Raw genomic sequence first — 23,166 nt, 5'->3', positions numbered from 1 at the left:
CGGCCAGCGCGTGACGATCGTGGAGGTCGGTGGACTGCGGCGTCGGGAAAGCTGGAGTCGTACACCGGGGTTCGCCGTTATCAGCCGACCGACCGTGGAGCGTCCCGGAGTCGCCGGTACTCCTCGACAGTGGGCACCGAGGGGAGCGCGAGGAGCAGGATCAGATAGACGAAGCCGAGCAGTCCGCCCGTGAACAGCGCGAGCAGCAGAACCACCGTGCGGACCCAGTCGACGCGGAAGTCGCCCCGTGCGGCAACACCCAAGCAGATCCCACCGAACCACTTGCCCTCGATGATGCGGCACCAGAACCGCCCGCGCGCCGGAGTCGTGCTCGACGGCACGGGGCGGGAGGTGGCCACCGGTCCCACCTCGGCGAGGACCTCCGCCATCTGCGCGGCACTGGCCGGACGATCGGCGACGGTGCCGAGCCTGCCCAGCTCGTCGCCGATCGCCGCCTCCAGGTCACGAAGGATCTCGTCGCCGTCCGGATCGCCGCTGAGGGTGCCGCGGGCGCCGTCGAGATATCGCAGGAGCTGCTGGTGCGCGGCCGGCGCGAGCGGGAACGGGTCCGCGTGCCCGCTGAGCCTCATGTGCGTCGCTTGTTCCATCGTCATCGCCCAATCGTGTTGATCATGGTGGTCAGATCACTCCAGTAGCTTCTGAACTCGGCGAGCTGGCTACTGCCCGACTCTGTGAGCGAGTAGTACTTGCGCGGCGGGCCCGATGCCGACTCCCGCCACTCGTGCCCGAGGAGCCCGTCGCGCCGGAGCTTGCTCAGGAGCGGGTAGAGCGTTCCTTCCTGGACGGGGAAACCCACGTTGCGCATCGCTGTCACGATCTCCGCCGCATAGAGCTGTCTCTGCTCGATCGCAGCGAGCGCCAAGGGCTCGAGCAGTCCACGACGCAGCGCCGCCAGCTTTTGTGTTGTCTCCACACAGGTACCTTACCAGAACAAGGTACCTGTACAAGGAGCTCGGGACGCCCGCAGCGCCCGGCCACCGGGCAAGGTCGTTGCCGCGGCTAACCATCTGGCAGGATGAGGGCGTGACCGGACCGGGCGACCCAGCTGACGATCCAGCTGACGATCCGGCGTTCCGCTTCCGCGACATCGCCGTCGTCGCCTACCTGCCGTCCGTCGTCAGCTCGATCGGCCATGGCGCCGTCCTGCCGATCCTGGTGATCCACGCGGCAAACCTTGGGGCGAGCACGGCCCTTGCCGCGTTCGTCGTCGCGCTCCTGGGCATCGGGCAGCTCGCGAACTCCCTCCCGTCGGGCGCGCTGGTGGCACGGCTCGGCGAGCGCCGCACCCTCGTGATCGCCGGGCTCGTCGACGCGGTGGCGATGCTGGCCGCCTTCCTGGTGTCCTCGGTCTGGCTGCTGTGCGTGTGCGTCTTCGTCAGCGGGATGAGCTGGACGGCGTTCCTGCTGGCCCGGCAGGGGTTCCTGATCGACGCGGTGCCGGTCAGCCATCGCGCGCGCGGGATGGCGCTGCTGGGCGGGTCGATGCGCCTCGGGGTCCTGATCGGTCCGCTGCTGGGAGCGCTGCTGATCCACCTGCTCGGGGTCCGCTCCGTGTTCGTGCTCGCGGCGTGCGCGTCGCTCGCCTCGGCGCTGATCGTGACCCGGATGCCGGACTTCGGCCGCGTGGCGCGCAGCGTCACCCCGCTTCCGGTGCACTCGGTCCTGTGGGAGCACCGGCGCACGCTGCTCACCCTTGGTGTGGCCGTCATCATCATCGGCGCCTCCCGGTCGGTGCGCACCGGCCTGCTGCCGTTGTGGGCCGATCACGTCCACATCTCGGCCGCCGTGGTCTCGCTCCTGTTCGCGGTCGCCGCGACCATCGACATCGCGCTCACCCTGCCGGGCGGCTGGCTGCTGGACACCCGCGGCCGGCAGGTCGTGGCGGTACCGGTGGTCCTCGCGGTCGGCGTCGGCTGCCTGTTGCTCCCGCTGACCGACTCCGCACTCGGCGTCGGCCTGGTGATGGCGGTCATCGCGCTCGGCAACGGGCTCGGCTCGGGAATCGTGATGACCCTCGGTGCCGACGCGGCGCCACAGGCGGGCCGCGCGCAGTTCCTCGGTGGCTGGCGGCTGTGCGGAGACCTCGGCAACACCGGCGGGCCGCTGCTCGTCTCCGCGGTGGCCGCCGTCGCGCCGCTGGCCGCGGCGCCGGTGCTCCTCGGCGTGCTTGCGCTGCTCGGCGCGACCTGGGTCGGCCACTGGACCGGCAAGGCCGACCGCAGACGCCGGGGGTAGCGACAGGCCACCTACCATCTTCGGCATGCGCTCCCCCGCCCCCGGCCCCGGCACGTCCACCGTCACCGTCCTGCGCGACGTACGTCCCTGGGGCGGCGAGCGCAGCGACCTGCACGTCGCGGACGGCCAGATCACGGCGATCGTCCCGCACGACCCGGCCGGTCCCGCGGCCGGGAACGCGACCGGGCCCGCGGCCAGGAACGCGTCAGCAGCCGGCGGCACGTCCGACTGCGCGGCCGACGGCGTCGTCGACGGGGGCGGGCTGCTCGCGCTGCCAGGGCTGGTCAACGCGCACGCCCACGTGGACAAGTCCTGGTGGGGCAAGCCGTGGGTGAGCTACGGCGGCGGGGGTGGCGTCCAGGGCCGCATCGCGCACGAGCGCGCGCACCGCGCCGAGCTCGGCATCCCCGGCGTCGACGTGACGCTCGCCGTGCTGCGCGAGTCGGTCCGCACGGGCACCACCGCCGTCCGCACGCACGTCGACGTCGACCTGGGTGTCGGCCTGCGCGGCATCGAGGTGGTGCGCGAGGCGGTCGCCGCGCTGGGCGGGGCCGTGCATGCCGAGATCGTGGCCTTCCCACAGGACGGCGTCCTGCGTCGCCCGGGCGTCCTGGACCTGCTCGACGCCGCTGCCGCCGCGGGGGCCGAGCACGTCGGCGGCCTCGACCCGGCGACCATCGACCGCGATCCGGTCGGCCAGCTCGACGGCCTGTTCGCCATCGCGGAGCGGCGTGGCGTCGGCATCGACGTCCACCTGCACGACGGCGGCGACCTCGGAGCCTTCCAGATCGAGCTGATCATCGACAGGACCTTGCGCGCGGACCTCCAGGGAAAGGTGAACGTGGCGCACGGCTTCGCCGTCGGCCAGCTCGCTGCCGCACGCCAGGCCGAGCTGCTCGCCGCGATGGGCGAGGCCGGGATCACGATGACGACGGTCGCGCCGATCGGCGCCGCTCCCCTGCCGCTGCTCGCGCTGCGCGACGCAGGGGTCGCGGTCGGCCTCGGCACGGACGGCATCCGCGACCTGTGGTCCCCCTACGGCACGGGCGACCTGCTGGCGCTGACCACGCAGCTCGCGCGGCTGTCCGGCTTCCGGTACGACGAGGACCTGGTCACCGCGGCACGGATCACCTCGGCGGACGCCGGGCGCTTCGTAGGGCGGGCCGTGCACGACCTGGTGGTCGGCGCGCCGGCCGACGTCGTGCTCGTCGACGCGGAGAACGTGCCCGACGCCGTGGTCCGCGCTCCGCGGCGGGCGCTCGTGGTCGCCGGCGGACGGGTCGTGGCCCGCGAGGGCGAGGTCCTGGTCTGAGCGGGCGGACGCCTGCGCGACGTGAGTGACTTCGGTGACGAGCCCCGCGTATTGATCAAACCAATCACCCGAGACACCCCTCGCCGCCTTGACCATCGCGCCGCTCGTCCGTAGATTGCTGGCAGTTCATCCGATGTTTGCGAAGGAGCGGGCATGGCCACGATCACAGGTGTCCGCGTCGAGGACGTGCGGTTCCCGACGTCGGTCACGGCCGACGGTTCCGACGCGATGAACAAGGACGCCGACTACTCGGCGGCCTACGTCGTCCTCGAGACCGACGCCCCCGACCCGGACGACCCCGGCGGCGCACGCCTGAGCGGGTACGGCCTGACGTTCACGATCGGCCGGGGAAACGACATCGTCGCGGAGGCCGCGCGCCAGCAGGCGTCCGCGCTCGTCGGCCGGGACGTCGACGAGCTCGCGGCCGACATGGGCGCCGTCTACCGGGACCTGACGTCCGACAGCCAGCTGCGCTGGCTCGGGCCGGAGAAGGGCGTGGTGCACCTGTCGCTGGCCGCGGTGCTCAACGCCGCCTGGGACCTGGTCGCGCGCCGCGCGGGCAAGCCGCTGTGGCGCGTGCTGGTCGACCTGACGCCGGAGGAGCTGGTCGACGTCGCCGACCTCCGCTACCTCTCCGACGCCCTGACCCGCGACGAGGCGCTGGCGATCCTCCGGGAGCGCGAGGGCACGAAGCAGGAGCGGATCGCCCACCTGGAGCGGACCGGCTATCCGGTGTACACGACGTCGGCCGGGTGGCTCGGCTACAGCGACGACAAGCTCCGGCGGCTGTGCCAGGAGGCCGTGGACGCCGGGTACCACCACGTCAAGCTCAAGGTCGGGGCGAGCCTCGAGGAGGACGTGCGTCGGCTGACCATCGCGCGGGAGGTGCTGGGTCCCGACCGCGCGCTGATGATCGACGCCAACCAGGTCTGGGACGTGCCGCAGGCCATCGAGTGGATGCGCGAGCTGGCCCGGTTCGACCCGCTGTGGATCGAGGAGCCGACGTCGCCCGACGACATCATCGGGCACGCGGCGATCCGCCGCGCCGTCGCGCCGATCGGGGTGGCCACGGGCGAGCACTGCCACAACCGCGTGATGTTCAAGCAGCTGTTCCAGGCCGAGGCGATCGACTACTGCCAGCTCGACACCGGGCGGCTCGCGAGCATCAACGAGATCGTCGCCGTGCTGCTGCTCGCGGCGAAGTTCGGGGTGCCGGTGTGCCCGCACGCTGGCGGCGTCGGCCTGTGCGAGATGGTGCAGCACGTCTCCGTGCTCGACTACGTGGCGATCGGCGGCGACCTCGACGGCCGCGTGACCGAGTACGTGGACCACCTGCACGAGCACTTCACGGACCCGTGCCTCGTCGCGGACCGGGGCGCCGGCACGGCCTACGTGCTGCCGTCCCGCCCCGGCTACTCCACCCGGATGTACGAGGAGTCCCTCGACCGGTTCCGGTTCCCGCACGGGACCTACTGGGTGCGAGATACTCCTGTGCGCGATACTTCCGAGCATGTCCCGCACTGACGAGGTCGTCGACGGCATCCGCAGGATGATCCTCGACGGACGGCTCCGACCTGGCGACCGGCTGCCGGTCGAGAAGGACCTGGCCGACACGCTCCAGGTCTCCCGCGGCTCGCTGCGGGAGGGAGTGCGTGCGCTGTCGATCCTCGGCGTCCTGCATACCCGCCAGGGCGACGGCACCTACGTCACCAGCCTCGACCCCGGCCGCCTGCTCTCCCCCATGGCGCTGGTCCTCGACCTGCAGGACGACGGCGCCATGCCCGCGTTCCACAGCGTGCGCCGCGTGCTCGAGACGGAGGCCGCCGGGCTGGCCGCCACCCGGATGACCGAAGCAGCGGTGGCCGAGGCGCGCGCGATCCTGGACCGGGTCCCGGAGATCATGCACGGCACGTCGGTGGACCACGACAAGTTCATCGAGATCGACATCGCGTTCCACCGCGTCATCGCGGCACACACCGGCAACCCGGTGCTGGAGGCGCTCATCGAGTCGTTCGCGGGCCGCACCGTCCGGGCGCGGCTGTGGCGCGGCCTGCACACCGAGGGCATCGAGAAGCGCACGCACGACGAGCACGAGGCCATCTGGCGCGCGCTCGCCGCACACGACCCCGAGGCGGCGCGGATCCGGATGGCGAGCCACCTGCTGGGCGTGGAGGACTCCCTCCCCCGCCCAGGCGCCCTGGACTGATCCCCCCATTGGTCGTGGGGATCACTCGTAGAGGACTGCCGCTATCTCCTCGTCGTCGATGTTCGTCTCGTCGTACCAGTAGAAGCCCGAGTCGACGACCGGCTCCAGCTCCTCGCCGTTGATGGCGGCCACCGCCGCCTTGACGGTCTCGTAGCCCATCTTGATCGGGTCCTGGGTGATCGCCCCGGCCATGAGCCCGTCGCGGATCGCGTCCGTCTGCGCCTTGCCCGAGTCGAAGCCGATCACCGTGAGCTCGCCCGCCTTGCCGGACTCCTGCACCGCCTTGACCACGCCGATGGCGGAGCCCTCGTTGGTGCCGTAGATGCCCTCGAGGTCGGGGTGGGCCTGCATGATCGCCTTCGCGGCGTCGGCGGACTTGAGGTGGTCGCCCCCGGCGAACTGCGTGTCGACGATCTCGATCCCAGGCGCGTTCTCCTCGATGTACTGGGTGAACCCCTCGACCCGCTGCTGCCCGGTCTGGGACGTCTGGTCGTGCCCGACGATCGCGATCTTGCCGCTGCCGACCAGCTCGGCCATGTGCTTGGCGGCCTCGGCCGACGCCGCGAGGTTGTCGGTCGACACGGTGGTCACCGGCACGTCCGACTCCACGCCGGAGTCGAAGGCGATGACGGGGATCCCGCGCGACTCGGCGTCGGTCATCATCGGGATGGACGCCTCGGAGTCGAGGGCGGCGTAGCCGAGCGCGTCCGGGTTCTTGTCCAGGGCCGTCTGCAGCATGGTGAGCTGCTTCTCGACCTCGGTCTCCGTCTCGGGGCCCTCGAACGTGACCTCGACGTCCAGCTCGGCCGCGGCGTCGTCGGCCCCCTGCTTGACCGCCTGCCAGAACTGGTGCTGGAAGCCCTTGGAGACGAGGGCGACGTAGGGCTTGTCGCCGGCCCCCGGTTCAGCGCCGCCCGAGCCGCACGCGGCGAGCGCGAGCGCCACGACGACGGAGGTGGTGGCCGCCGCGACCGCGGTGATCCGTCTGCGCGTGGTGGAGTTGCTGTTCATACCGGTCCAGCTCCTTCGGTGGTCGGGTCAGGTGCGGTCGAGTCGGTGCGGTCGAGCGCGGTCAGGCCTCCTTGCCCCGGCGCAGGATGTCGGCGTAGACGGCCAGGACGATCACGATGCCGACGGCGACCTTCTGCCACTCCTGCGGGATCGACATGATCCGCAGGCCGTTGGTGAGCGTCGCCATGATCAGCGCGCCGATCACGGTGCCGAGGATCGTCGCCTTGCCGCCCCGCAGCGAGGTGCCGCCGATGACGACGGCGGCGATCGCCTCCAGCTCGTATCCGAGCCCGAGGCCCGGCTGCGCGGAGTTGAGCCGGGAGGCCATGACGACGCCGGCCAGGCCAGTGAACAGCCCGGCGACCGTGTAGATGACCACCTTCCACCGCCGCACGTCGACGCCGGAGATCGCCGTCGCCTCCTCGTTGGAGCCGATGGAGAGCGCGTAACGGCCGGTGAGCGTCTTGCTCAGCGTGACGCCGGCGATCGCTGCGGCGGCGAAGAAGATCAGCACGGCGTTCGGCAGCCCCGGGACCAGCTCACCGGCGGCGAGCTGGTCGAACCCGCCCACATCGCTGAAGTAGATGGGCTTGGTCCCGGAGATGACGAGCGAGAGGCCCTGCGCCACCATCATCATCGCCAGCGTCGCGATGAACGGCGGCAACCGCAGGTACGAGACGTTCAGGCCGTTCAGCAGGCCGATCAGGGCGCCGATCGCGAGGCCGCCCAGCACGCCGACGACGAGCGGGAGGCCGAGGTTCGCCAGGAACACACCGGTCATCACCGAGCACAGGGTCATGCCGGTGCCCACCGACAGGTCGATGCCGCCCGTCGCGATGACGAACGTCGCGCCCAGCGCCATGATCCCGGTGACGGCGGTGGCCAGCAGGATGCCCTTCACGTTGGCCCAGTCCAGGAAGTACGGGCTGGCGAACGAGAAGAAGGCGAAGATGACCACGAGCCCCGCGAACGCGAGGATCTGCTGGAGCTGTTGTCTGTTGCCGAACCGCGTGGCGGCTCGCTCGGTCCGTGCGGTCGTCGTCGACGGCGTCGTCATGCTGAGTCTCCGGTCGTGACGAGCGAGCGGTCGGTACCGAACCGCGTCGCGAGCTCCATGATGTCGTGCTGGGTGGCGTCAGCGCCCACGAGGGTGCCGGTGACGCGGCCCTCGCACATGACCACGACCCGGTCGGCCAGCCGCAGCACCTCCGGCAGCTCGGACGAGATCACGATGATGGACTTTCCCTGCGCGGCCAGGCTCGTGAGCAGACCGTAGATCTCGTCCTTCGCGCCGACGTCGATCCCGCGCGTCGGCTCGTCGACGATCAGCACGTCGCAGTCGCGCACGAGCCACTTGGCGAGGACCACCTTCTGCTGGTTGCCGCCAGAGAGGTTCTTGGCCGTCTGGGTGACCGACGGCGTCCGGATCGCCAACCGGTCCACCATCTCGGCGGCGACCCGGCGCCCGTCGGCGTCGCGGACGAAACCCGCCCTGGTCATCCCGGGCAGCGCGGACAGCATCACGTTGCGCACCACGTCCTGGTCCAGGAGCAGGCCGTAGCGCTTGCGGTCCTCCGAGAGGTAGCCGATGCCGTTGCGCACGGCGTCGGCGGGGTTGCGGATCCTGACCGCCCGGCCCTGCACCTCGACGGCACCGGTCGAGCGGTCGGCCCCGATGACGGCCCGGGCGACCTCCGTGCGGCCGGCGCCCATGAGGCCTGCGAAGCCGAGGATCTCGCCGCGGTGCAGCTCGAAGGACACGTCCCGCAGGAGCTTCCGGGTGGTCAGCCCGCGGACCGACAGCACCACCTCGCGCCCGTCAGCTCCGGGCGCGCTGCCGGACGACGCGGCGCCGGGCCGCACGCCGGTCTCCAGCTGCCGGCCCACCATGGCCGCGATGACCTCCCGGGTGGCCGTCGACGCCGTCGGCAGCGTGTCGACGTAGCGGCCGTCCCGCAGGACGGTGATGCGGTCGGAGATCTCCTTGATCTCGTCCATGCGGTGCGAGACGTAGATGACTCCGGTGCGCGGGGACACGAAGTCCCGCACGATCCGGAACAGCGTGTCGACCTCGGTCTCCGTGAGCGCCGCCGTCGGCTCGTCCATGATCAGCACGCGGGCGTCGAACGAGAGGGCCTTCGCGATCTCGACCATCTGCTGGCCGGCCACGCTCAGGTGCGACACCGGCTGCCGCGGGTCCAGCGGGATCCCGAGGCGTTCGAAGAGGACGCCCGCCCGGCGGACGAGCTCGTCGTCCCGGATGAGGCCGGCCCGCCGGGGCTCGCGGCCGATGAAGATGTTCTGCGCGACCGTCAGGTCGGGCATCAGGTGGAACTCCTGGTGGATCACGCTGATGCCGAGCTCGTTCGCCTGCCGGGGGCCGCTGGGGCTCATCGGTGCGCCATCGAGCTCCATGGCGCCCTCGTCCGGCCGGTAGATGCCCGAGAAGAGCTTCAGGAGGGTCGACTTGCCCGCCCCGTTCTCGCCGACGAGCGCCAGCACCTCGCCGTGCCGCAGGTCGAGGTGGACGTCGTCGAGCGCGCGGACACCGGGGAAGGACTTGCTGACCCCCGTGGCGCGCAGTAGGGCTGGGCTGTCCGACACGTGATGCTCCTTTGCCTCCGTGTAGTCGTATTCATACCGCAGACATCGGATGCATCTCAAGATCCCGGGCCAGATCGTCACCGAACCGTCCCTTCGGGACACGGTCCGGTGACAATAGGTCAGATGATTACCCCGGCGATCACTCGGCCACGAACGCGTGCCGCTGCCGGCCGAGCCCTTCGATCTCCAGCTCGACGACGTCCCCGTCGCGCAGGTAGGGGAACCGCCCGGAGAGCGCCACGCCCTCCGGGGTCCCCGTGCAGATCAGGTCGCCCGGCTCGAGCGCCATGTACTGCGACAGGTGGTGCACCAGGTGGTCGACGCCGAAGATCAGGTCGGCCGTCACCGAGTCCTGCCGCGGCTCACCGTTCACCCAGGACCGCAGGCGCAGGCCGGTCGGGTCGACGTCGTCGGCGGGCACCAGGTACGGGCCGGTGGGCGCGAACCCGGGGGCGCACTTGCCCTTGGACCACTGGCCGCCCGACTCCTCGATCTGCCAGGCCCGCTCGCTGAGGTCGTCGACGATCGTGTACCCGGCGACGTGCTCCCGCGCCGCGTCCGCCGACGGCAGCCGCCAGGCCCGCCTGCCGATCACCACGCCGAGCTCCACCTCCCAGTCGACCTTGTCGGCGCCGGGCGGCAGCGCGACGGCGTCGTCCGGCCCTGCCACCGTACCGGGATGCTTGAAGAAGATGATCGGGGACGACGGCGGCTCGGCGCCCGACTCGGCAGCGTGCGCGGCGTAGTTCTGCCCGATACCGATCACCGCGGCCGGCCGCGCGACCGGCGCCCCGCGGCGCAGCCGGTCGGCGCCGTCGAGCAGGGGCAGCTCTCCAGCGGCCAGGGCGGTCCGGGCACGCGTGATCCCGTCGGACGCGAGGAACGCGCCGTCGATGTCGGCGGTGAGCGGCCGCAGGTCGTGGACGGCGGCGCCGTCCTCGACAGCGGGGATCTCCTGGCCGACAGGACCCAGGCGGAGCAGACGCATCAGTACCTTCTCTCGGGTTGGTGCTGGTTCACGGGGTAGTGCTGGTTCACGGGGTAGTGCTGGTTCACGGGGTAGTGCTGGTTCACGGGATGGTGCTGGCTCATGAGTGGTGCTGGTTCACGGGTGGCGGCACCGCCGCCTCGGCGAGCAGGCCGGCGTGGGCCAGCGCGCGCCACAGGTCGGCCGGCACTCGTGCCGCGGCGCGCTCCCCGGCCTGCCGGGCCTGCTCCGGAGTGCCGAGCCCCACGACGGTGCTCGCGACCGCCGGGTGGGTTCGCACGTAGGCGAGCGCCGCCTGCGGGAGCGTGACGCCGTGGTCGGCGCAGACGGCGGCGATCCGGCGGGCGCGGTCGAGCAGCTCGGCGTCGGCGGGCGCGTAGTCGTAGGTGGCGTCCGACGGCGGGGCGTCGTGCGCGAGGATGCCGGAGTTGTAGGCGGCCGCTGCGACGACGGCGACCCCCCGCTCCGCCGCCGCGGGGAGCAGGTCGGCGAGCGCCGGCTGCTCAAGGAGCGTGAACCGCCCGGCACACATGACGACGTCGACGTCGGTCTCGCGCACGAACCGGGTGAGCATGGCCGACTGGTTCATCCCGGCGCCGACCGCGCCGACCACGCCCTGGTCCCGCAGCTCCGTGAGCGCGGGCAGCGCCTCGTGCGCCGCCTGTTCCCAGTGGCCGTCGGGGTCGTGCAGGTAGACCACGTCGACCCGGTCCAGGCCGGTGCGCTCCAGGCTGGACTCGAGCGACCGCAGCACGCCGTCGCGGGAGAAGTCCCAGACCCGGCGCAGGTCGGCCGGCACCTGGAACAGGTCCGGGTCGGGCAGGTGCGCGGTCTCCGGCGACGGGACGAGCAGTCGTCCGACCTTCGTGGACACCACCACCTCGTCGCGCGGCCGGGTGCGCAGGAACGCGCCGAGCCGGCGTTCGGAGAGCCCGAGGCCGTAGTGCGGCGCGGTGTCGAAGTACCGGACGCCTGCGGCCCAGGCCGCCTCGAACGTCGCGTGCGCCTCCTCGTCCGTGGTCGCCCGGTACAGGTTGCCCGCCGGCGCGGCGCCGAGGCCGAGCGCGGTGAGCCGGACCCCGGTGGTGCGTACCGCCGTCGTCTCCATCGTTGGCCTCCCTCCGTGACCGGCCTCAGCCCTGCTCGGGCGCACGGGTGCGCAGCGCGTGCGAACCGCCGTCCACGGCGAGCATCGCGCCGGTGGTCGCCGCGGCGAAGGGGCTCGCGAGGTAGCAGACCGCGTGCGCCACCTCGTCGGCGCCGACGAGCCGGCCCGAGGGCTGGCGCGCCTCCAGCGCCGCTCGCTCGGCGGCGGGGTCGTCGGCCGTGTCGAGCAGCCGGGTCACCCACGGGGTGTCGGCAGTGCCAGGGTTCACGCAGTTGACGCGGATACCTTCTTGCACGTGGTCGGTCGCCATGGCCAGCGTGAGGGCCTGCACCGCCCCCTTGGACGCCGAGTACAGGGCCCGGTTCGGCAGGCCGGTCCAGGCGGCGATCGAGCACGTGTTCACGACGGCGGCGTGCGGCGACTCGCGCAGGTACGGCAGCGCGGCGCGGGTCACGCGGACGATCCCGAGCACGTTCACGTCCAGGACCCGCAGCCACTCGGCGTCGTCGTTGTCCGCGACGGTGCCCTGTGCGCCGATCCCCGCGTTGTTGACGACGACGTCGATGCCGCCCATCGCCTGCGCGGCGGCCTCGACGGCTGCGCGCACGGCCGCGTCGTCGGTCACATCGGCGACCTGGGCCCCTGCATCCGCGGGGACGCCGTCGGTCACGCGGTCGATGGACGTCACCTGGGCGCCGCGGGCGAGCATGGCGCGCACGATCGCCGCCCCGATCCCCGACGCGCCGCCGGTGACGACGGCGCGGACGCCGGTGAGCTCGGCCGCCGGTGCGGCCGCGGTCTCGGATGTTGTGGTCTCGGATGTCATGTGTGGCTCTCCTCGGGGTTGTGCGCGCGCTCCAGGTGGTACACACGCTGTGCGGTCCCTGACCACACGGCGGCGGACTCGTCCGGGCTCAGCCCGCCGAGCAGGTCGCCGAGCGTGGCCATCCACCCGCCGTAGTCGCTCGCGAGCAGGCACACGGGCCAGTCGGAGCCGAACATGAGCCGCTCCGGTCCGAAGACCTCGAGCGCATGGTCGACGGCGGGCCGCAGGTCGTCCGCCCGCCAGCCGTCCCAGCGCGCCTCGGTGACCAGGCCGGACAGCTTGGCCGTCACGTTCGGCCGGGCGGCGAGCTCGGTCAGGCCCTGCTTCCAGGCGGCCAGGGGCGGCGCGGTGCCAGCGCCGGTGCCGGCGCTGGTGTCGAGGCGCGGCTTGCCCAGGTGGTCGAGCACGAAGGACACCTCGGGCAGCGCCGCGGCGAGCCGCGCACCTGCCGGGAGCTGGTCGGCGCGCACCAGCAGGTCGAACACGAGGCCGTCCGCGCCCGCAGCGCCGCAGGCGGCGGCGATGCCGTGGCGCACGTCGGCCCGGTCCAGGTACGCCGGATCGGCCTCGGCCTGCACCTGCGTGCGGATCCCGGCCAGCGCTCCGCCGCCGGGCCCGGCCCGTAGTGCGGCGACGCGGTCGCCCACGTCGGGATCGAGAAGGTCCGCCCAGGCGACCACGCCGCCGATCCTGGCGGCCCGCCCGGCGTCGGACGCGGCGATCTCGAGGAGCTCGCGGCCCTCGGACCACAGGTTCGCGGACTGGACCACGACCGTCGCTGTCACCCCGTGCGCGGCGGCGGGCAGGTCGGCGGGCGTGAAGTCCGCGTCGATGGCGGCCATGGTCACGGGGTCGATCCAGTCCTGAGGGGCGCGCGAGCGCACCCACAGATGATGATGTGCGTCCACGACATCGTGCAGCACCGATGCTCCCCTCCGGCGATGTTCGAGCGGAAACATCAGATGTATATCACGACGACCGCCGCCGACACCGCCCCGTCCCGAGTGCAGACTCAGTCGCCCCCGTGATCGGTGAGTGCAGACTTCGTCGCGGATGGAGACCCGGTATCCGCAACGAACTCTGCACTCGCTGGATCATGGCGCCATCAAGTCTGCACTCGGCGGGGTACCGACCGGCCCGGCCCCGGCACGAGACACGCGGGCCGAGCAGGATGCAGGATGGGTCCCATGCTCAACCCCGAGAACCCGGTCGACATCAAGCCCCGCTCCCGCACGGTGACCGACGGCCTGGAGGCAACCGCGTCGCGCGGGATGCTCCGCGCCGTGGGGCTGGGCGACGAGGACTTCGCGAAGCCGCAGATCGGCGTCGCGAGCTCGTGGAACGAGATCACGCCCTGCAACCTCTCGCTCGACCGGCTGGCGGGGGCCACCAAGGCGGGTGTGCACGCCGCTGGCGGCTATCCGCTGGAGTTCGGCACCATCTCGGTGTCCGACGGCATCTCGATGGGCCACGAGGGCATGCACTTCTCGCTCGTGTCCCGCGACGTCATCGCCGACTCGGTGGAGACCGTCATGCAGGCCGAGCGCCTGGACGGTTCGGTGCTGCTGGCCGGGTGCGACAAGTCGCTGCCCGGCATGCTGATGGCGGCCGCGCGCCTGGACCTCTCCAGCGTGTTCCTCTACGCCGGCTCGATCATGCCGGGCTGGGTCAAGCTCGAGGACGGCACGGAGAAGCAGGTGACCATCATCGACGCCTTCGAGGCCGTCGGGGCGTGCTCGCGCGGGCTCATGAGCCAGGGCGACGTGGACCGGATCGAGCGGGCGATCTGCCCGGGCGAGGGCGCGTGCGGCGGCATGTACACGGCCAACACGATGGCGTCGGCGGCCGAGGCGCTCGGCATGTCGCTGCCCGGGTCGGCGGCCCCGCCGTCGGCCGACCGCCGGCGCGACGTGTGGGCGCACCGCTCGGGCGAGGCGGTGGTGAACCTGCTGCGCAAGGGCATCACCGCGCGCGACATCCTGACGAAGGAGGCGTTCGAGAACGCGATCGCCGTGGTCATGGCGTTCGGCGGGTCCACGAACGCGGTGCTGCACCTGCTCGCCATCGCGTACGAGGCCGAGGTCGACCTGACGCTCGACGACTTCTCCCGCGTCGCCGACCGCGTGCCGCACCTGGGCGACCTCAAGCCCTTCGGGCAGTACGTCATGAACGACGTCGACCGGATCGGTGGCGTGCCGGTGGTGATGAAGGCCCTGCTGGACGCCGGGCTGCTGCACGGCGACGTGATGACGGTCACCGGCCGCACCATGGCCGAGAACCTGGCCGACATCGCCCCGCCCGACCCGGACGGCAAGATCCTGCGGGCCATGGACGACCCGATCCACAAGACCGGTGGCATCACGATCCTGAACGGGTCGCTCGCCCCAGAGGGCGCCGTCGTGAAGTCGGCGGGCTTCGACTCCGACGTGTTCGAGGGCACCGCGCGGGTGTTCGAGCGCGAGCGCAGCGCACTCGACGCCCTGGAGGACGGGACGATCCAGGCGGGCGACGTCGTCGTCATCCGCTACGAGGGTCCCAAGGGCGGACCGGGGATGCGCGAGATGCTCGCCATCACCGGCGCCATCAAGGGCGCGGGGCTCGGCAAGGACGTCCTGCTCATCACGGACGGCCGGTTCTCCGGCGGGACCACCGGCCTGTGCGTGGGGCACATCGCGCCGGAGGCCGTCGACGCCGGACCCGTCGCGTTCGTGCGCGACGGCGACCGCATCCGCCTCGACGTTGCGTCCAAGACGCTCGACCTCCTGGTGGAGCCTGCCGAGCTGGCCGCCCGTGCGGCAGGCTGGGCGCCGATCCCCCACTCGTACACACGGGGCGTGCTCGCCAAGTACTCGAAGCTGGTCCAGTCCGCGTCGAAGGGTGCGGTGCTGGAGTAGGGAGCACCGCCGCAAACTAACGATCCGGATTCGTTTCGGCGGGCGATTCGAGTCTCGGGTAACACTTCGTGCGAGACTTCCCGGCTCAAGGCCAAGCGCACGTAAGTTTTTTCCGCAACGAATACTGGAGCGACTCCATGACCCCCGAGGCCTGGAAGACGATCGCGATCGTCGCGTACCTCGCACTGATGCTGGGTATCGGCTACGCGGCGTTCCGCCGGACGAACGACAATCTCGACGACTACATGCTCGGCGGCCGACGGCTCAGCCCGGGCGTAGCCGCGCTGAGCGCCGGCGCGTCGGACATGTCCGGCTGGCTGCTGATGGGCCTTCCGGGCGCCATCTACGTGAGCGGGCTCGTCGAGTCCTGGATCGCCATCGGCCTGACGATCGGCGCCTGGCTCAACTGGAAGTTCGTGGCGCCGCGCCTGCGCGCCTACACGGAGACGGCGAAGAACTCGATCACCATCCCGAGCTTCTTCGAGAACCGGCTGCGCGACACGTCGCGCCTGCTGCGCGCCTCGTCGGGCGTCATCATCCTCGTGTTCTTCACGTTCTACGTCTCCTCCGGCATGGTGGCCGGCGGCACGTTCTTCGAGAGCTCGTTCGGGTTCGACTACACGACCGGCATCTGGGTCGTCGGCGGGGTGACGCTCGCCTACACGCTCTTCGGCGGGTTCCTCGGCGCCACCTGGACCGACGTCGCGCAGGGCATCCTGATGCTGCTCGCCCTCGTCGCCGTGCCCGTCGTCGCGTTCTTCGACCTCGGCGGCTGGGAGCCGATCCGCGAGGGCCTCCTCGCCGCGGAGTCCAGCGGCGCGGCCAACCACCTGTCGTTCGTGGCCGGCGCGTCCGCCACCACCATCATCTCCGCCGCCGCGTGGGGCCTTGGCTACTTCGGCCAGCCGCACATCATCGTGCGCTTCATGGCGCTGCGCTCCCCGCAGGACGCCGTCGCCGGACGCCGCATCGGCATCAGCTGGATGATCGTCACCGCTCTCGGCGCGGTCGTCACGGGCCTGATCGGCGTCGCCTACGTCAATGCCCAGGGTGAGACGCTGGAGAACCCGGAGACGGTGTTCCTGTACCTGTCGCAGATCTTGTTCCACCCGCTGCTCGCGGGCCTGGTCCTGGCCGCGGTCCTCGCGGCGATCATGTCGACGATCTCGTCCCAGCTCATCGTCTCCTCCTCGGCCCTGGTCGAGGACCTCGTCAAGATCACAGGCAAGGAGATGTCCACCCGCACCCAGGTGATGCTGGGCCGCGCCGGCGTGCTGCTGGTCGCCGTGGTCGCCGCGGTCATCGCGTTCGGCCGGACCGACAGCATCCTGGACCTGGTCGGGTTTGCCTGGGCCGGGTTCGGTGCGGCGTTCGGCCCCATCGTGATCCTGAGCCTGTACTGGTCCCGGCTCACCCGCTGGGGCGCACTGTCCGGCATGGTCGTCGGCGCCGTCGTCGCGTTCGCCTGGGGCCGCTCCCCGCTGGCCGACACGCTCTACGAGCTCGTTCCGGGCTTCGTGCTGGGCGGGCTCGTCGCGATCGTCGTCAGCCTGCTCACCCCGGCGCCGTCCGAGGCGATCCGCGAGGAGTTCGCCGAGGCGACGCGCCTCGCGTCGGCGAAGCGCACCGTCGCTTCCTGACGACCAGGCCCACCCGTGCGACACGGTCGGACGGGTGGGCCGGCTGGTCAGACCGCCGTGAGCCCTGCCCAGCCGACGATCCGGAAGCCGTCCCCGTCCTTCGCCACCCGGAACCCGCCGTGCCCCCCGAAGTGGGCAGGCAGCAGGAGCAGGTCCCGCTCGGCCGCCTCGGTGAACAGGCGGGCACGTGTGCGATGGGCCTGCGCGGGGTCCTCGTCGAAGCAGCTGCTCGTGTGCATGTCCATGACCTGGGCCGGACTGTGCAGGGTGTCCCCGACGAAGAGCACCTCGTCGCCCCCTGACACCAGCCGGAGGATCGACGCGCCCGGTGTGTGGCCCGGCGCGGCCTCCAGCGTCAGGGCGTCGTCGATCCGGTGGCTACCGCTCCACGCGGTGACCTGACCGGCGGCGAGCACCGGTGCGATGCTGTCGGCCCAGACCCCGTGCGCACCGGGCCCCATCACGGTCTCGTTGTCGTTCTCCGGGTCCCAGAACGCCAGGTCCTCGGCCGGCAGCAGGTACTCGGCGTTCGGAAAGGTCGGCACCCAGGAGCCGTCGGTGAGCCGGGTGTTCCACCCCACGTGGTCGGCGTGCAGGTGCGTGTTGACGACGACGTCGACGCTCTCCGGCGTGACCCCGGCCGCTGCCAGGTCGTCGAGGTAGGCGGTCTGCAGGTGCGACCAGCTGGGCACGTCGGGCCGGTCCTTGTCGTTGCCGACGACGGCGTCCAGGAGGATCGTCCTGCCCCCGCTCCGGATGATCCAGGTCTGCATCGCCACGCGGGAGGTGCTCTCCATCGTCGTCGCGCCGTCGGCCTCCAGGAAGAACGGGCGCAGCTCACCCTCGTGCCCGTTCCACGCCGACGGGTCCGTGCCAGGGAAGAACTGGTCCGGGGTCATGCCGATGCTGCCGACGCTCTCCACGACCCGGCTCACCGTGACCTCACCGACGACGAGGTGGTCGCTCGTCGGGGTGACCTCGGTCATCGTGCTCTGTGTCATCAGGTTCTCCGTTCGGTGGCCACAGACGCCCTGTCGCGGCCCGGACCAACAGTCGCCGGGATCGTGGCCGGTCCACCAGACCCGCCCGTGCCTACCCCTGGGAGGGTCAGGCACCGTGCGTGCGCGTGCGGGAGACTGGCACCATGCCCGCTGACGCCCCCACCGACACGCTCGGCGCCTTCCTGCGCGCCAGTCGCGCGCGCCTGAGCCCTGAGGACGCCGGTGTGCCCCGCTACGGGGACCGCCGTCGGGTCGCCGGGCTGCGGCGCGAGGAGCTCTCGCTGCTCGCGGGGGTCAGCTCCTCGTACTACACGCGGCTCGAGCAGGGCCAGTCCCGCAACGCGTCGCCGGAGGTGCTCGACGCCTTGGCCACCGCCCTGCAGCTCGACGACGCCGAACGCGCTCACCTCCGGCGGCTCGCGACCGGCCGTGGCACGCAGCGGGCGACGAAGCGGAGCGCGCCGGAGAAGGCCGACCCGGCCCTCGCGGCGCTCCTCGGCGCGCTCACCGGCGTGCCGGCGCTCGTGATGGGGCGCCGCAGCGACGTCCTGGCCTGGAACCCGCTCGGGCACGCCCTGCTCGCCGGTCACCTGGAGCCCGGTGCACCGACGACGCCGGGAACCCGTCCGAACATGGCGTCCCTGGTGTTCCTGGACGCCGACACGCGCGAGCTCTACGCCGACTGGCGAGCGAAGAGCCGGGCCGTGGTGGGCAACCTGCGCCTCACCGTGGGCAGGCACCCCGAAGACCCCGAGCTGGCGACGCTGATCGGCACCCTCTCGATGGCCAGCCCGGACTTCGCCACGCTGTGGGGCGACCACAGGGTCCGGGCCTGCGCCACCGCCGACTACACGCTGCACCACCCCTTGGTCGGCGCCCTCACCGTCACGCAGCAGACCCTGCGGTCGATCGACCACCCGGACCAGACGCTCGTCACGCACACGACGCCGCCCGGTACCTCGTCGGCGGAGGCGGTCTCCCTGCTGGCGCAGGTCGTCGGGACCCGCTCGGCGTGACTACGGAGGAGACGTGGCCTCCGCGATCGCGAAGGCCACCTCCTCGAACCCGGCGTCACCGGTCCGCCTGGCGTAGTCCGCGTCCCGGACCGCCCGGTAGCGCGCGAACAGGTACGCCCGGCCGCGGTCCGATCCGGTGGCCGCGACCAGGGTGTCGAGGCGGTCCCGGATGCCCGGCAGCAGACCAGACCCGACCGGGTACTCCGTGAAGCGGTTCCGCAGGAGCGGCACGAGGTCCCACTCGCCCGGGCCGTGCGACGGCTTGGGGTCGATCGCTCGCCACGCGGGGCCCGAGCGGAGCACGTTCTCGTAGTGGAAGTCGCCGTGGAGCAGCACGTGCGGAGCGTTCCGGAAGGCCTGTTCGACGGCGGGCCGGAGCTCGCGGAGGTGTTCCTGACAGGCGGCGCTCGGCGCGTGCACCCTCGACTCCAGCTCCAGCGCGTCGTCGAACCCCGACCACTCCGGGACGTGCAGGAGGTCCAGCAGCTCGGCGGCGACGTCGACGGCCGTGCCGATCGGCGCAGCCGTCAGGCTCGTCCCCGCGTCGAGCCGCTCCAGCAGCAGGGCCCCCGCGTCGGGGTACGACTCGATGAGCCGCGCAGCGCCCTGGCCGTCCCACCGGCGTAGCGCCTCGGCCTCGTTCCTGGTCTCCGCGTCCAGCCAGCCCACCTTCAGCATGCAGGGTGCACCGTCCCGGCGCCGCGCTTCCCACACCAGGCCCACGTTCCCGGCGACGGGCGGACCGGCGAGGGTGAGCTGCCACTCGTGCAGGAGCCGCCGGACCAGGTCCGGAAGCCGGCCGACCCACTCCAGCCCGGCCGCCTGCTCCCGCTGGACGGTCCGGGCCGCGAACCCGGACGGGACTGTGAGGAACTCCGATGTGAGGAACTCCGATGTCACGCCGGCTCCGTTCCGCGCGGCCCCGGCGGCCGGCATCGGGTCAGGGTCTCAGAGCGGCCGCGCGCCCGCCAGCACCAGCAGCACACGACCGACGGTTGCCTGCCCGGCAACCCTCGCACCGTCGTCTTGCGTTGTCAGCAAGACCCTACGCCTCTCGCGCATGCCGCTCGTAGGGTCGCGCCATGACCGCAGACAGAGTTCCACCCCAGCAGACGGCCCTCCTGGCCGCCGAGGTGCCCGCTGAGCACCACGCGTGGCGCACGACGAGATGGGAGGAGGTGGCCGGCCCGAACGGCAAGGCGACGGTCGTCGCCAAGAGTACGGTCGCCGGGCTCGCGCCCCGCACGATTCCCGGTGTCCCGGGGCGGTGGCGCACCACCGAGGCAGGCGCCCTGACTGTGACGGCCTCCGCCGGTGAGGGGGTGCGGGTCGATCGCGAGACGGTGGACGGGACGGTCACGGTGCCGTCCGGCAGCGCCCTGGAGCTTCCCGGGGACCTCGTGGGCTTCGCCGGGGGCTCGGACGGGGCCTACGGGCTGGTCGTCATGGACCCCGGCGCCGTCGAGCGGTCCGGCCTCACCGGCATCGAGACCTTCCCGTACGACCCTGCCTGGGTCTTCGAGGGCGAGTACCGGGCGGCACCAGAGGGCCGCCGCACCGAGGTGGGCCGCCTGACCACTCCGCGCAGCACCGAGGCCATGAGCTCGCCCGTCGACCTCGCGGTCACCATCGAGGGCACCGAGTACGTCCTGACGGTGCTCGAGGAGATGCCGGGACACCGGCTGGTCATCTTCACCGACCGGACCAACGGGACCGAGACGGACCCCGGCAGCCCGCTGACTGTCGACTTCAACCGGGCGACCCTCTCCCACCACCACCTGGCCCCGACCGTCTTCACCTGCCCGCTCGCACCCACGGCCAACCACCTGCCTCTGCGGGTCGAGGCCGGGGAACGGGCCCTCGTACACCACCAGCAGAAGGAAGCCACAGCATGAGCCAGGACCTCAGCCAGGACCTCAGCCAGGACCTCACGGACAAGGCGACCGCCTACCTCCGCCACCTGGAGCAGGCGGACTGGGCGGGTGCGCGGGCGATGTGCTCGGCGACGGCCACCGTCTGGCACAACGACGGGAAGGGCGACTCGACGATCGACGAGAACATCGCCGGGATGGAGAGCCAGATCGGCGCCATCGAGTCGATGCGCTACGACATCACGCGGCAGCTCGCCCGGCCCGGCGAGGTGCTCCAGCAGCACGTCGTCCACGTCACCACGAAGGACGGCCAGCACTTCCGGGTGGACGCTGCCGTGTACTTCCGCTTCGACGACGGCGACGACGGGCTCATCGCCCGCATCGAGGAGTACGCGGCCCTGCCCAGCGGCACCCCCGTCTGACGTCGCCGCCGTCAGCTCCCCGCGCCGGTCTGGGCCACACCGTTCTGGTAGGCCCAGACCGCCGCCTGCAGCCGGGACCGGACCCCCAGCTTGGGCATCATCCGTGCGAGGTGGGACTTCACCGTTGACACCTCAAGGAACAGCGCACCCGCGATCTCCTCGTTGGACATCCCTTCGGCGAGGCGCAGCAGGATGTCGAGCTCGCGGGCGGTGAGCAGGTCGGCCGCGCGCGCCGCGGTGACCGGCTGGGTCCGACGCCGGGTGACGACCTCGCGCAGCACCCGCTTGGTGATCGAGTTGTCGAGCGTCCCGTAGCCCGCGGCCACCGACCGGACCGCCGCGACGAGCACCTCGGGCTCCGCGTCCTTGAGGAGGAACCCGGACGCGCCCGCCTCCAGGGCACCGAAGACGTAGTCGTCGATGTCGAACGTGGTCAGGACGAGCACGGGGACCGGGTCGGTGACACCGGGTCCGCACAGCTGCCGGGTGGCCGAGATCCCGTCCTGGCCCGGCATCCGGATGTCCATGCAGACCACGTCGGGACGCAGCCGGCGGGCTGCCTCGACCGCCTCCGTGCCGTCCTGCGCGGTCGCGATCACCTCGATGTCCGGCTCGACGTCCAGCATCGCCGTCAGCCCGGCACGGACGAGCGGCTGGTCGTCCGCGACGACTACCTTGATCATTCGGGGGTCTCCTCAGGGTCGGCGCCCGGTCGGGCATCGCTCGTTACCGTGGCCGGTTCGGCCGGGATCGTCAAGGACACGAGCCAGCCGCCGTCGTCGGTGGGGCCGTACCGCAGGCGTGCGTCGGTCAGCTCTGCCCGTTCCCGCATGCCGACCAGGCCGAACCCGCTCCGGCCCTGTGACGACACGGCCGCACGGGGTGCGTCGTTCCGGACCGTGAGGACCACCAGCGCGGGGTCACGCAGGTCGAGGTCCACCTCGCAGGGAGCGCCAGAAGCGTGCCGCGCGGCATTGGACAGGCACTCCTGCACGGTGCGGTAGGCCGCGAGCTGCGCCAGCGGTCCGACGCCGTCCCCCAGCGGGCTCCCTTCGCGTGCTCCACGGAGCGAGAGCGTGACGTCCCTGTTCGCCACGGCGGCCGCCTCGACGAGCGCGGGGATGCCCGCGAGCGACTCGACGCGGGCTTCCGGCGCCACGTCCGGCCCCGCTCCGGGGTCGCGCAGGAGGCCTACCAGGGCGCGCATCTCGCGCAGCATCTCCGTGCTCTGCGAGCGGACGTGGCGGACGGCGACCTTGGCGTCGGCCGGAGCGACGTCGATCTGCCGCTCCATGGCGCCGGTCATCACCGCGATACCGGTCAGATGGTGAGCAGCGATGTCGTGCAGCTCACGCGCCATCGCCATCCGCTCCCGCGAGACCGCCACCTGGACCAGCGCCTCGTGCTCGCGCCCCAGCGCGGCGAGCCGGTCGGCCTGGGCCGCCCGCGCGTCCTGGCGGGCCGTCACGAACAGTGCCACGGCGGCGGGCAGCCCGACCACCACGACCGCCTGGAGCAGGCCGGTGCTCCAGGCCAGGCCGAGCGCCGTTCCGGTGACGGCATTGCTCACGGAGCTGCCCAGACCGACGAGCGCGACGGCCGCCACCAGGGCAGGCGCCGCCTGGCGGACCCCCGAGCGCACCGTGGCCGAGTACGCCATGATCAGGACTGCCAGCACGCCGAAGCTCGTGGCGTTCTGCGCTCCGAGGACGGCCAGGACAGGGACTGCCGCCGCGACGGCGACCAGGGTCGCGCGGGGGAAGCGTCGGCGCCCGAGGAGCGCGCCCGCCTGGAGCGACAGGACCACCAGCGCCCACCACCAGGCCGGCTGTCCCGGGTGGGGGGTGACGATGTCGCCGCCGGGATCGGCCGACGCCGCGTGCCCGACGCCGATCAGCATGGCCGAAGCAGCCACCCAGCAGCCGACCGCCACCGCGAGGTCCGGAAGGCGCCCCTCGTGACCGGTCCACTGCTCCGTCAGCTCGTGCTGTCGGCCCTCGAACGTCATGGC

The 23,166-nt window shown here is 72.0% G+C and carries 22 protein-coding genes; 9 read left to right on the top strand and 13 right to left on the bottom strand.

What is annotated here, in order from left to right:
• Positions 1 to 80 precede the first annotated feature (80 nt).
• Entirely contained in the window at positions 81 to 614 is a 534-nt protein-coding gene (locus tag APR04_RS03015; protein WP_253867792.1) for a PspC domain-containing protein, read from the bottom strand.
• The gene (locus tag APR04_RS03010) at positions 611 to 934 is read right to left on the bottom strand and encodes a PadR family transcriptional regulator (protein ID WP_253867791.1); all 324 of its coding nucleotides are present in this window, start codon (positions 932 to 934) and stop codon (positions 611 to 613) included. Before APR04_RS03010 ends, APR04_RS03015 begins: the two co-directional genes overlap by 4 nt.
• A 110-nt stretch (positions 935 to 1,044) precedes the next feature.
• Between APR04_RS03010 and APR04_RS03005 the strand changes: the two genes are divergently transcribed.
• From APR04_RS03005 to APR04_RS02990, 4 genes are all read left to right on the top strand, one after another.
• Positions 1,045 to 2,256: an MFS transporter gene (locus APR04_RS03005; protein ID WP_253867789.1), complete on the top strand. Its 1,212-nt coding sequence runs from the start codon at positions 1,045 to 1,047 to the stop codon at positions 2,254 to 2,256.
• A gap of 25 nt (positions 2,257 to 2,281) precedes the next feature.
• Positions 2,282 to 3,568: an amidohydrolase gene (locus tag APR04_RS03000; RefSeq protein WP_253867788.1), complete on the top strand. Its 1,287-nt coding sequence runs from the start codon at positions 2,282 to 2,284 to the stop codon at positions 3,566 to 3,568.
• Between the two features lie 153 nt (positions 3,569 to 3,721).
• On the top strand, positions 3,722 to 5,092 hold the full coding sequence (locus tag APR04_RS02995; protein ID WP_253867786.1) for an enolase C-terminal domain-like protein: 1,371 nt from the start codon (positions 3,722 to 3,724) through the stop codon (positions 5,090 to 5,092).
• Positions 5,079 to 5,774, top strand: a complete 696-nt coding sequence (locus APR04_RS02990) for a FadR/GntR family transcriptional regulator (protein WP_253867784.1) — start codon at positions 5,079 to 5,081, stop codon at positions 5,772 to 5,774. Before APR04_RS02995 ends, APR04_RS02990 begins: the two co-directional genes overlap by 14 nt.
• 21 nt (positions 5,775 to 5,795) lie before the next feature.
• On the opposite strand, the gene APR04_RS02985 is transcribed toward APR04_RS02990, so the two are convergent.
• The 7 genes from APR04_RS02985 to APR04_RS02955 form a co-directional block, all read right to left on the bottom strand.
• Positions 5,796 to 6,785 carry an ABC transporter substrate-binding protein gene (locus APR04_RS02985; protein ID WP_253867782.1) on the bottom strand — a complete coding sequence of 330 codons (990 nt, stop codon included), beginning with the start codon at positions 6,783 to 6,785 and terminating at the stop codon, positions 5,796 to 5,798.
• A gap of 61 nt (positions 6,786 to 6,846) precedes the next feature.
• On the bottom strand, positions 6,847 to 7,842 hold the full coding sequence (locus APR04_RS02980) for an ABC transporter permease (RefSeq protein WP_253867781.1): 996 nt from the start codon (positions 7,840 to 7,842) through the stop codon (positions 6,847 to 6,849).
• Complete coding sequence (locus APR04_RS02975; RefSeq protein ID WP_253867779.1) at positions 7,839 to 9,389, bottom strand: sugar ABC transporter ATP-binding protein; 1,551 nt, start codon at positions 9,387 to 9,389, stop codon at positions 7,839 to 7,841. The genes APR04_RS02980 and APR04_RS02975 overlap by 4 nt, the downstream gene beginning before the upstream one ends.
• 139 nt (positions 9,390 to 9,528) lie before the next feature.
• Positions 9,529 to 10,377 (bottom strand): fumarylacetoacetate hydrolase family protein, encoded by an 849-nt coding sequence (locus APR04_RS02970; RefSeq protein ID WP_253867777.1) that lies wholly within the window; start codon positions 10,375 to 10,377, stop codon positions 9,529 to 9,531.
• Between the two features lie 100 nt (positions 10,378 to 10,477).
• Entirely contained in the window at positions 10,478 to 11,485 is a 1,008-nt protein-coding gene (locus APR04_RS02965; protein ID WP_253867775.1) for an aldo/keto reductase, read from the bottom strand.
• Between the two features lie 25 nt (positions 11,486 to 11,510).
• Positions 11,511 to 12,311, bottom strand: a complete 801-nt coding sequence (locus tag APR04_RS02960; RefSeq protein WP_253867774.1) for an SDR family NAD(P)-dependent oxidoreductase — start codon at positions 12,309 to 12,311, stop codon at positions 11,511 to 11,513.
• Positions 12,308 to 13,234, bottom strand: a complete 927-nt coding sequence (locus APR04_RS02955; protein WP_253867773.1) for an amidohydrolase family protein — start codon at positions 13,232 to 13,234, stop codon at positions 12,308 to 12,310. Before APR04_RS02955 ends, APR04_RS02960 begins: the two co-directional genes overlap by 4 nt.
• Before the next feature lie 264 nt (positions 13,235 to 13,498).
• On the opposite strand from APR04_RS02955, the gene ilvD reads away from it, so the two are divergent.
• Complete coding sequence (ilvD, locus tag APR04_RS02950; protein WP_253867771.1) at positions 13,499 to 15,205, top strand: dihydroxy-acid dehydratase; 1,707 nt, start codon at positions 13,499 to 13,501, stop codon at positions 15,203 to 15,205.
• A 137-nt stretch (positions 15,206 to 15,342) separates the two neighbouring features.
• Entirely contained in the window at positions 15,343 to 16,845 is a 1,503-nt protein-coding gene (gene putP, locus APR04_RS02945) for a sodium/proline symporter PutP (protein ID WP_253867768.1), read from the top strand.
• 47 nt (positions 16,846 to 16,892) lie between these two features.
• On the opposite strand, the gene APR04_RS02940 is transcribed toward putP, so the two are convergent.
• Positions 16,893 to 17,846 (bottom strand): MBL fold metallo-hydrolase, encoded by a 954-nt coding sequence (locus tag APR04_RS02940; RefSeq protein ID WP_253867766.1) that lies wholly within the window; start codon positions 17,844 to 17,846, stop codon positions 16,893 to 16,895.
• Between the two features lie 143 nt (positions 17,847 to 17,989).
• Here APR04_RS02940 and APR04_RS02935 point away from each other — a divergent pair, with 143 nt between their 5' ends.
• Positions 17,990 to 18,862 (top strand): helix-turn-helix transcriptional regulator, encoded by an 873-nt coding sequence (locus tag APR04_RS02935; RefSeq protein WP_253867765.1) that lies wholly within the window; start codon positions 17,990 to 17,992, stop codon positions 18,860 to 18,862.
• On the opposite strand, the gene APR04_RS02930 is transcribed toward APR04_RS02935, so the two are convergent.
• Positions 18,863 to 19,762: an aminoglycoside phosphotransferase family protein gene (locus APR04_RS02930; protein ID WP_253867763.1), complete on the bottom strand. Its 900-nt coding sequence runs from the start codon at positions 19,760 to 19,762 to the stop codon at positions 18,863 to 18,865.
• Between the two features lie 182 nt (positions 19,763 to 19,944).
• On the opposite strand from APR04_RS02930, the gene APR04_RS02925 reads away from it, so the two are divergent.
• Both APR04_RS02925 and APR04_RS02920 read left to right on the top strand, forming a co-directional pair.
• Positions 19,945 to 20,757, top strand: a complete 813-nt coding sequence (locus APR04_RS02925) for a DUF1684 domain-containing protein (protein WP_253867761.1) — start codon at positions 19,945 to 19,947, stop codon at positions 20,755 to 20,757.
• Complete coding sequence (locus tag APR04_RS02920; protein WP_253867760.1) at positions 20,754 to 21,155, top strand: nuclear transport factor 2 family protein; 402 nt, start codon at positions 20,754 to 20,756, stop codon at positions 21,153 to 21,155. The genes APR04_RS02925 and APR04_RS02920 overlap by 4 nt, the downstream gene beginning before the upstream one ends.
• 11 nt (positions 21,156 to 21,166) lie before the next feature.
• On the opposite strand, the gene APR04_RS02915 is transcribed toward APR04_RS02920, so the two are convergent.
• Both APR04_RS02915 and APR04_RS02910 read right to left on the bottom strand, forming a co-directional pair.
• Positions 21,167 to 21,838, bottom strand: a complete 672-nt coding sequence (locus APR04_RS02915; RefSeq protein WP_253867759.1) for a response regulator — start codon at positions 21,836 to 21,838, stop codon at positions 21,167 to 21,169.
• Positions 21,835 to 23,163, bottom strand: a complete 1,329-nt coding sequence (locus APR04_RS02910) for a sensor histidine kinase (protein ID WP_253867757.1) — start codon at positions 23,161 to 23,163, stop codon at positions 21,835 to 21,837. Before APR04_RS02910 ends, APR04_RS02915 begins: the two co-directional genes overlap by 4 nt.
• Between the last annotated feature and the right edge of the window lie 3 nt (positions 23,164 to 23,166).

Source organism: Promicromonospora umidemergens (assembly GCF_024171995.1).
Lineage (GTDB): Bacteria > Actinomycetota > Actinomycetes > Actinomycetales > Cellulomonadaceae > Promicromonospora > Promicromonospora umidemergens.
Note: the sequence above shows the minus strand (reverse complement) of the source record. Positions and strands in the feature narration are given on the sequence as shown.

Excerpts from the sequence above, each read along its gene's own strand:
- APR04_RS03015 (WP_253867792.1), bottom strand. The coding sequence starts at position 614 with ATGACGATGGAACAAGCGACGCACATGAGGCTCAGCGGGCACGCGGAC.
- APR04_RS03000 (WP_253867788.1), top strand. The coding sequence starts at position 2,282 with ATGCGCTCCCCCGCCCCCGGCCCCGGCACGTCCACCGTCACCGTCCTG.
- APR04_RS02995 (WP_253867786.1), top strand. The coding sequence starts at position 3,722 with ATGGCCACGATCACAGGTGTCCGCGTCGAGGACGTGCGGTTCCCGACG.
- APR04_RS02990 (WP_253867784.1), top strand. The coding sequence starts at position 5,079 with ATGTCCCGCACTGACGAGGTCGTCGACGGCATCCGCAGGATGATCCTC.
- APR04_RS02985 (WP_253867782.1), bottom strand. The coding sequence starts at position 6,785 with ATGAACAGCAACTCCACCACGCGCAGACGGATCACCGCGGTCGCGGCG.
- APR04_RS02980 (WP_253867781.1), bottom strand. The coding sequence starts at position 7,842 with ATGACGACGCCGTCGACGACGACCGCACGGACCGAGCGAGCCGCCACG.
- APR04_RS02970 (WP_253867777.1), bottom strand. The coding sequence starts at position 10,377 with ATGCGTCTGCTCCGCCTGGGTCCTGTCGGCCAGGAGATCCCCGCTGTC.
- APR04_RS02965 (WP_253867775.1), bottom strand. The coding sequence starts at position 11,485 with ATGGAGACGACGGCGGTACGCACCACCGGGGTCCGGCTCACCGCGCTC.
- APR04_RS02960 (WP_253867774.1), bottom strand. The coding sequence starts at position 12,311 with ATGACATCCGAGACCACAACATCCGAGACCGCGGCCGCACCGGCGGCC.
- ilvD (WP_253867771.1), top strand. The coding sequence starts at position 13,499 with ATGCTCAACCCCGAGAACCCGGTCGACATCAAGCCCCGCTCCCGCACG.
- putP (WP_253867768.1), top strand. The coding sequence starts at position 15,343 with ATGACCCCCGAGGCCTGGAAGACGATCGCGATCGTCGCGTACCTCGCA.
- APR04_RS02940 (WP_253867766.1), bottom strand. The coding sequence starts at position 17,846 with ATGACACAGAGCACGATGACCGAGGTCACCCCGACGAGCGACCACCTC.
- APR04_RS02935 (WP_253867765.1), top strand. The coding sequence starts at position 17,990 with ATGCCCGCTGACGCCCCCACCGACACGCTCGGCGCCTTCCTGCGCGCC.
- APR04_RS02925 (WP_253867761.1), top strand. The coding sequence starts at position 19,945 with ATGACCGCAGACAGAGTTCCACCCCAGCAGACGGCCCTCCTGGCCGCC.
- APR04_RS02920 (WP_253867760.1), top strand. The coding sequence starts at position 20,754 with ATGAGCCAGGACCTCAGCCAGGACCTCAGCCAGGACCTCACGGACAAG.
- APR04_RS02915 (WP_253867759.1), bottom strand. The coding sequence starts at position 21,838 with ATGATCAAGGTAGTCGTCGCGGACGACCAGCCGCTCGTCCGTGCCGGG.
- APR04_RS02910 (WP_253867757.1), bottom strand. The coding sequence starts at position 23,163 with ATGACGTTCGAGGGCCGACAGCACGAGCTGACGGAGCAGTGGACCGGT.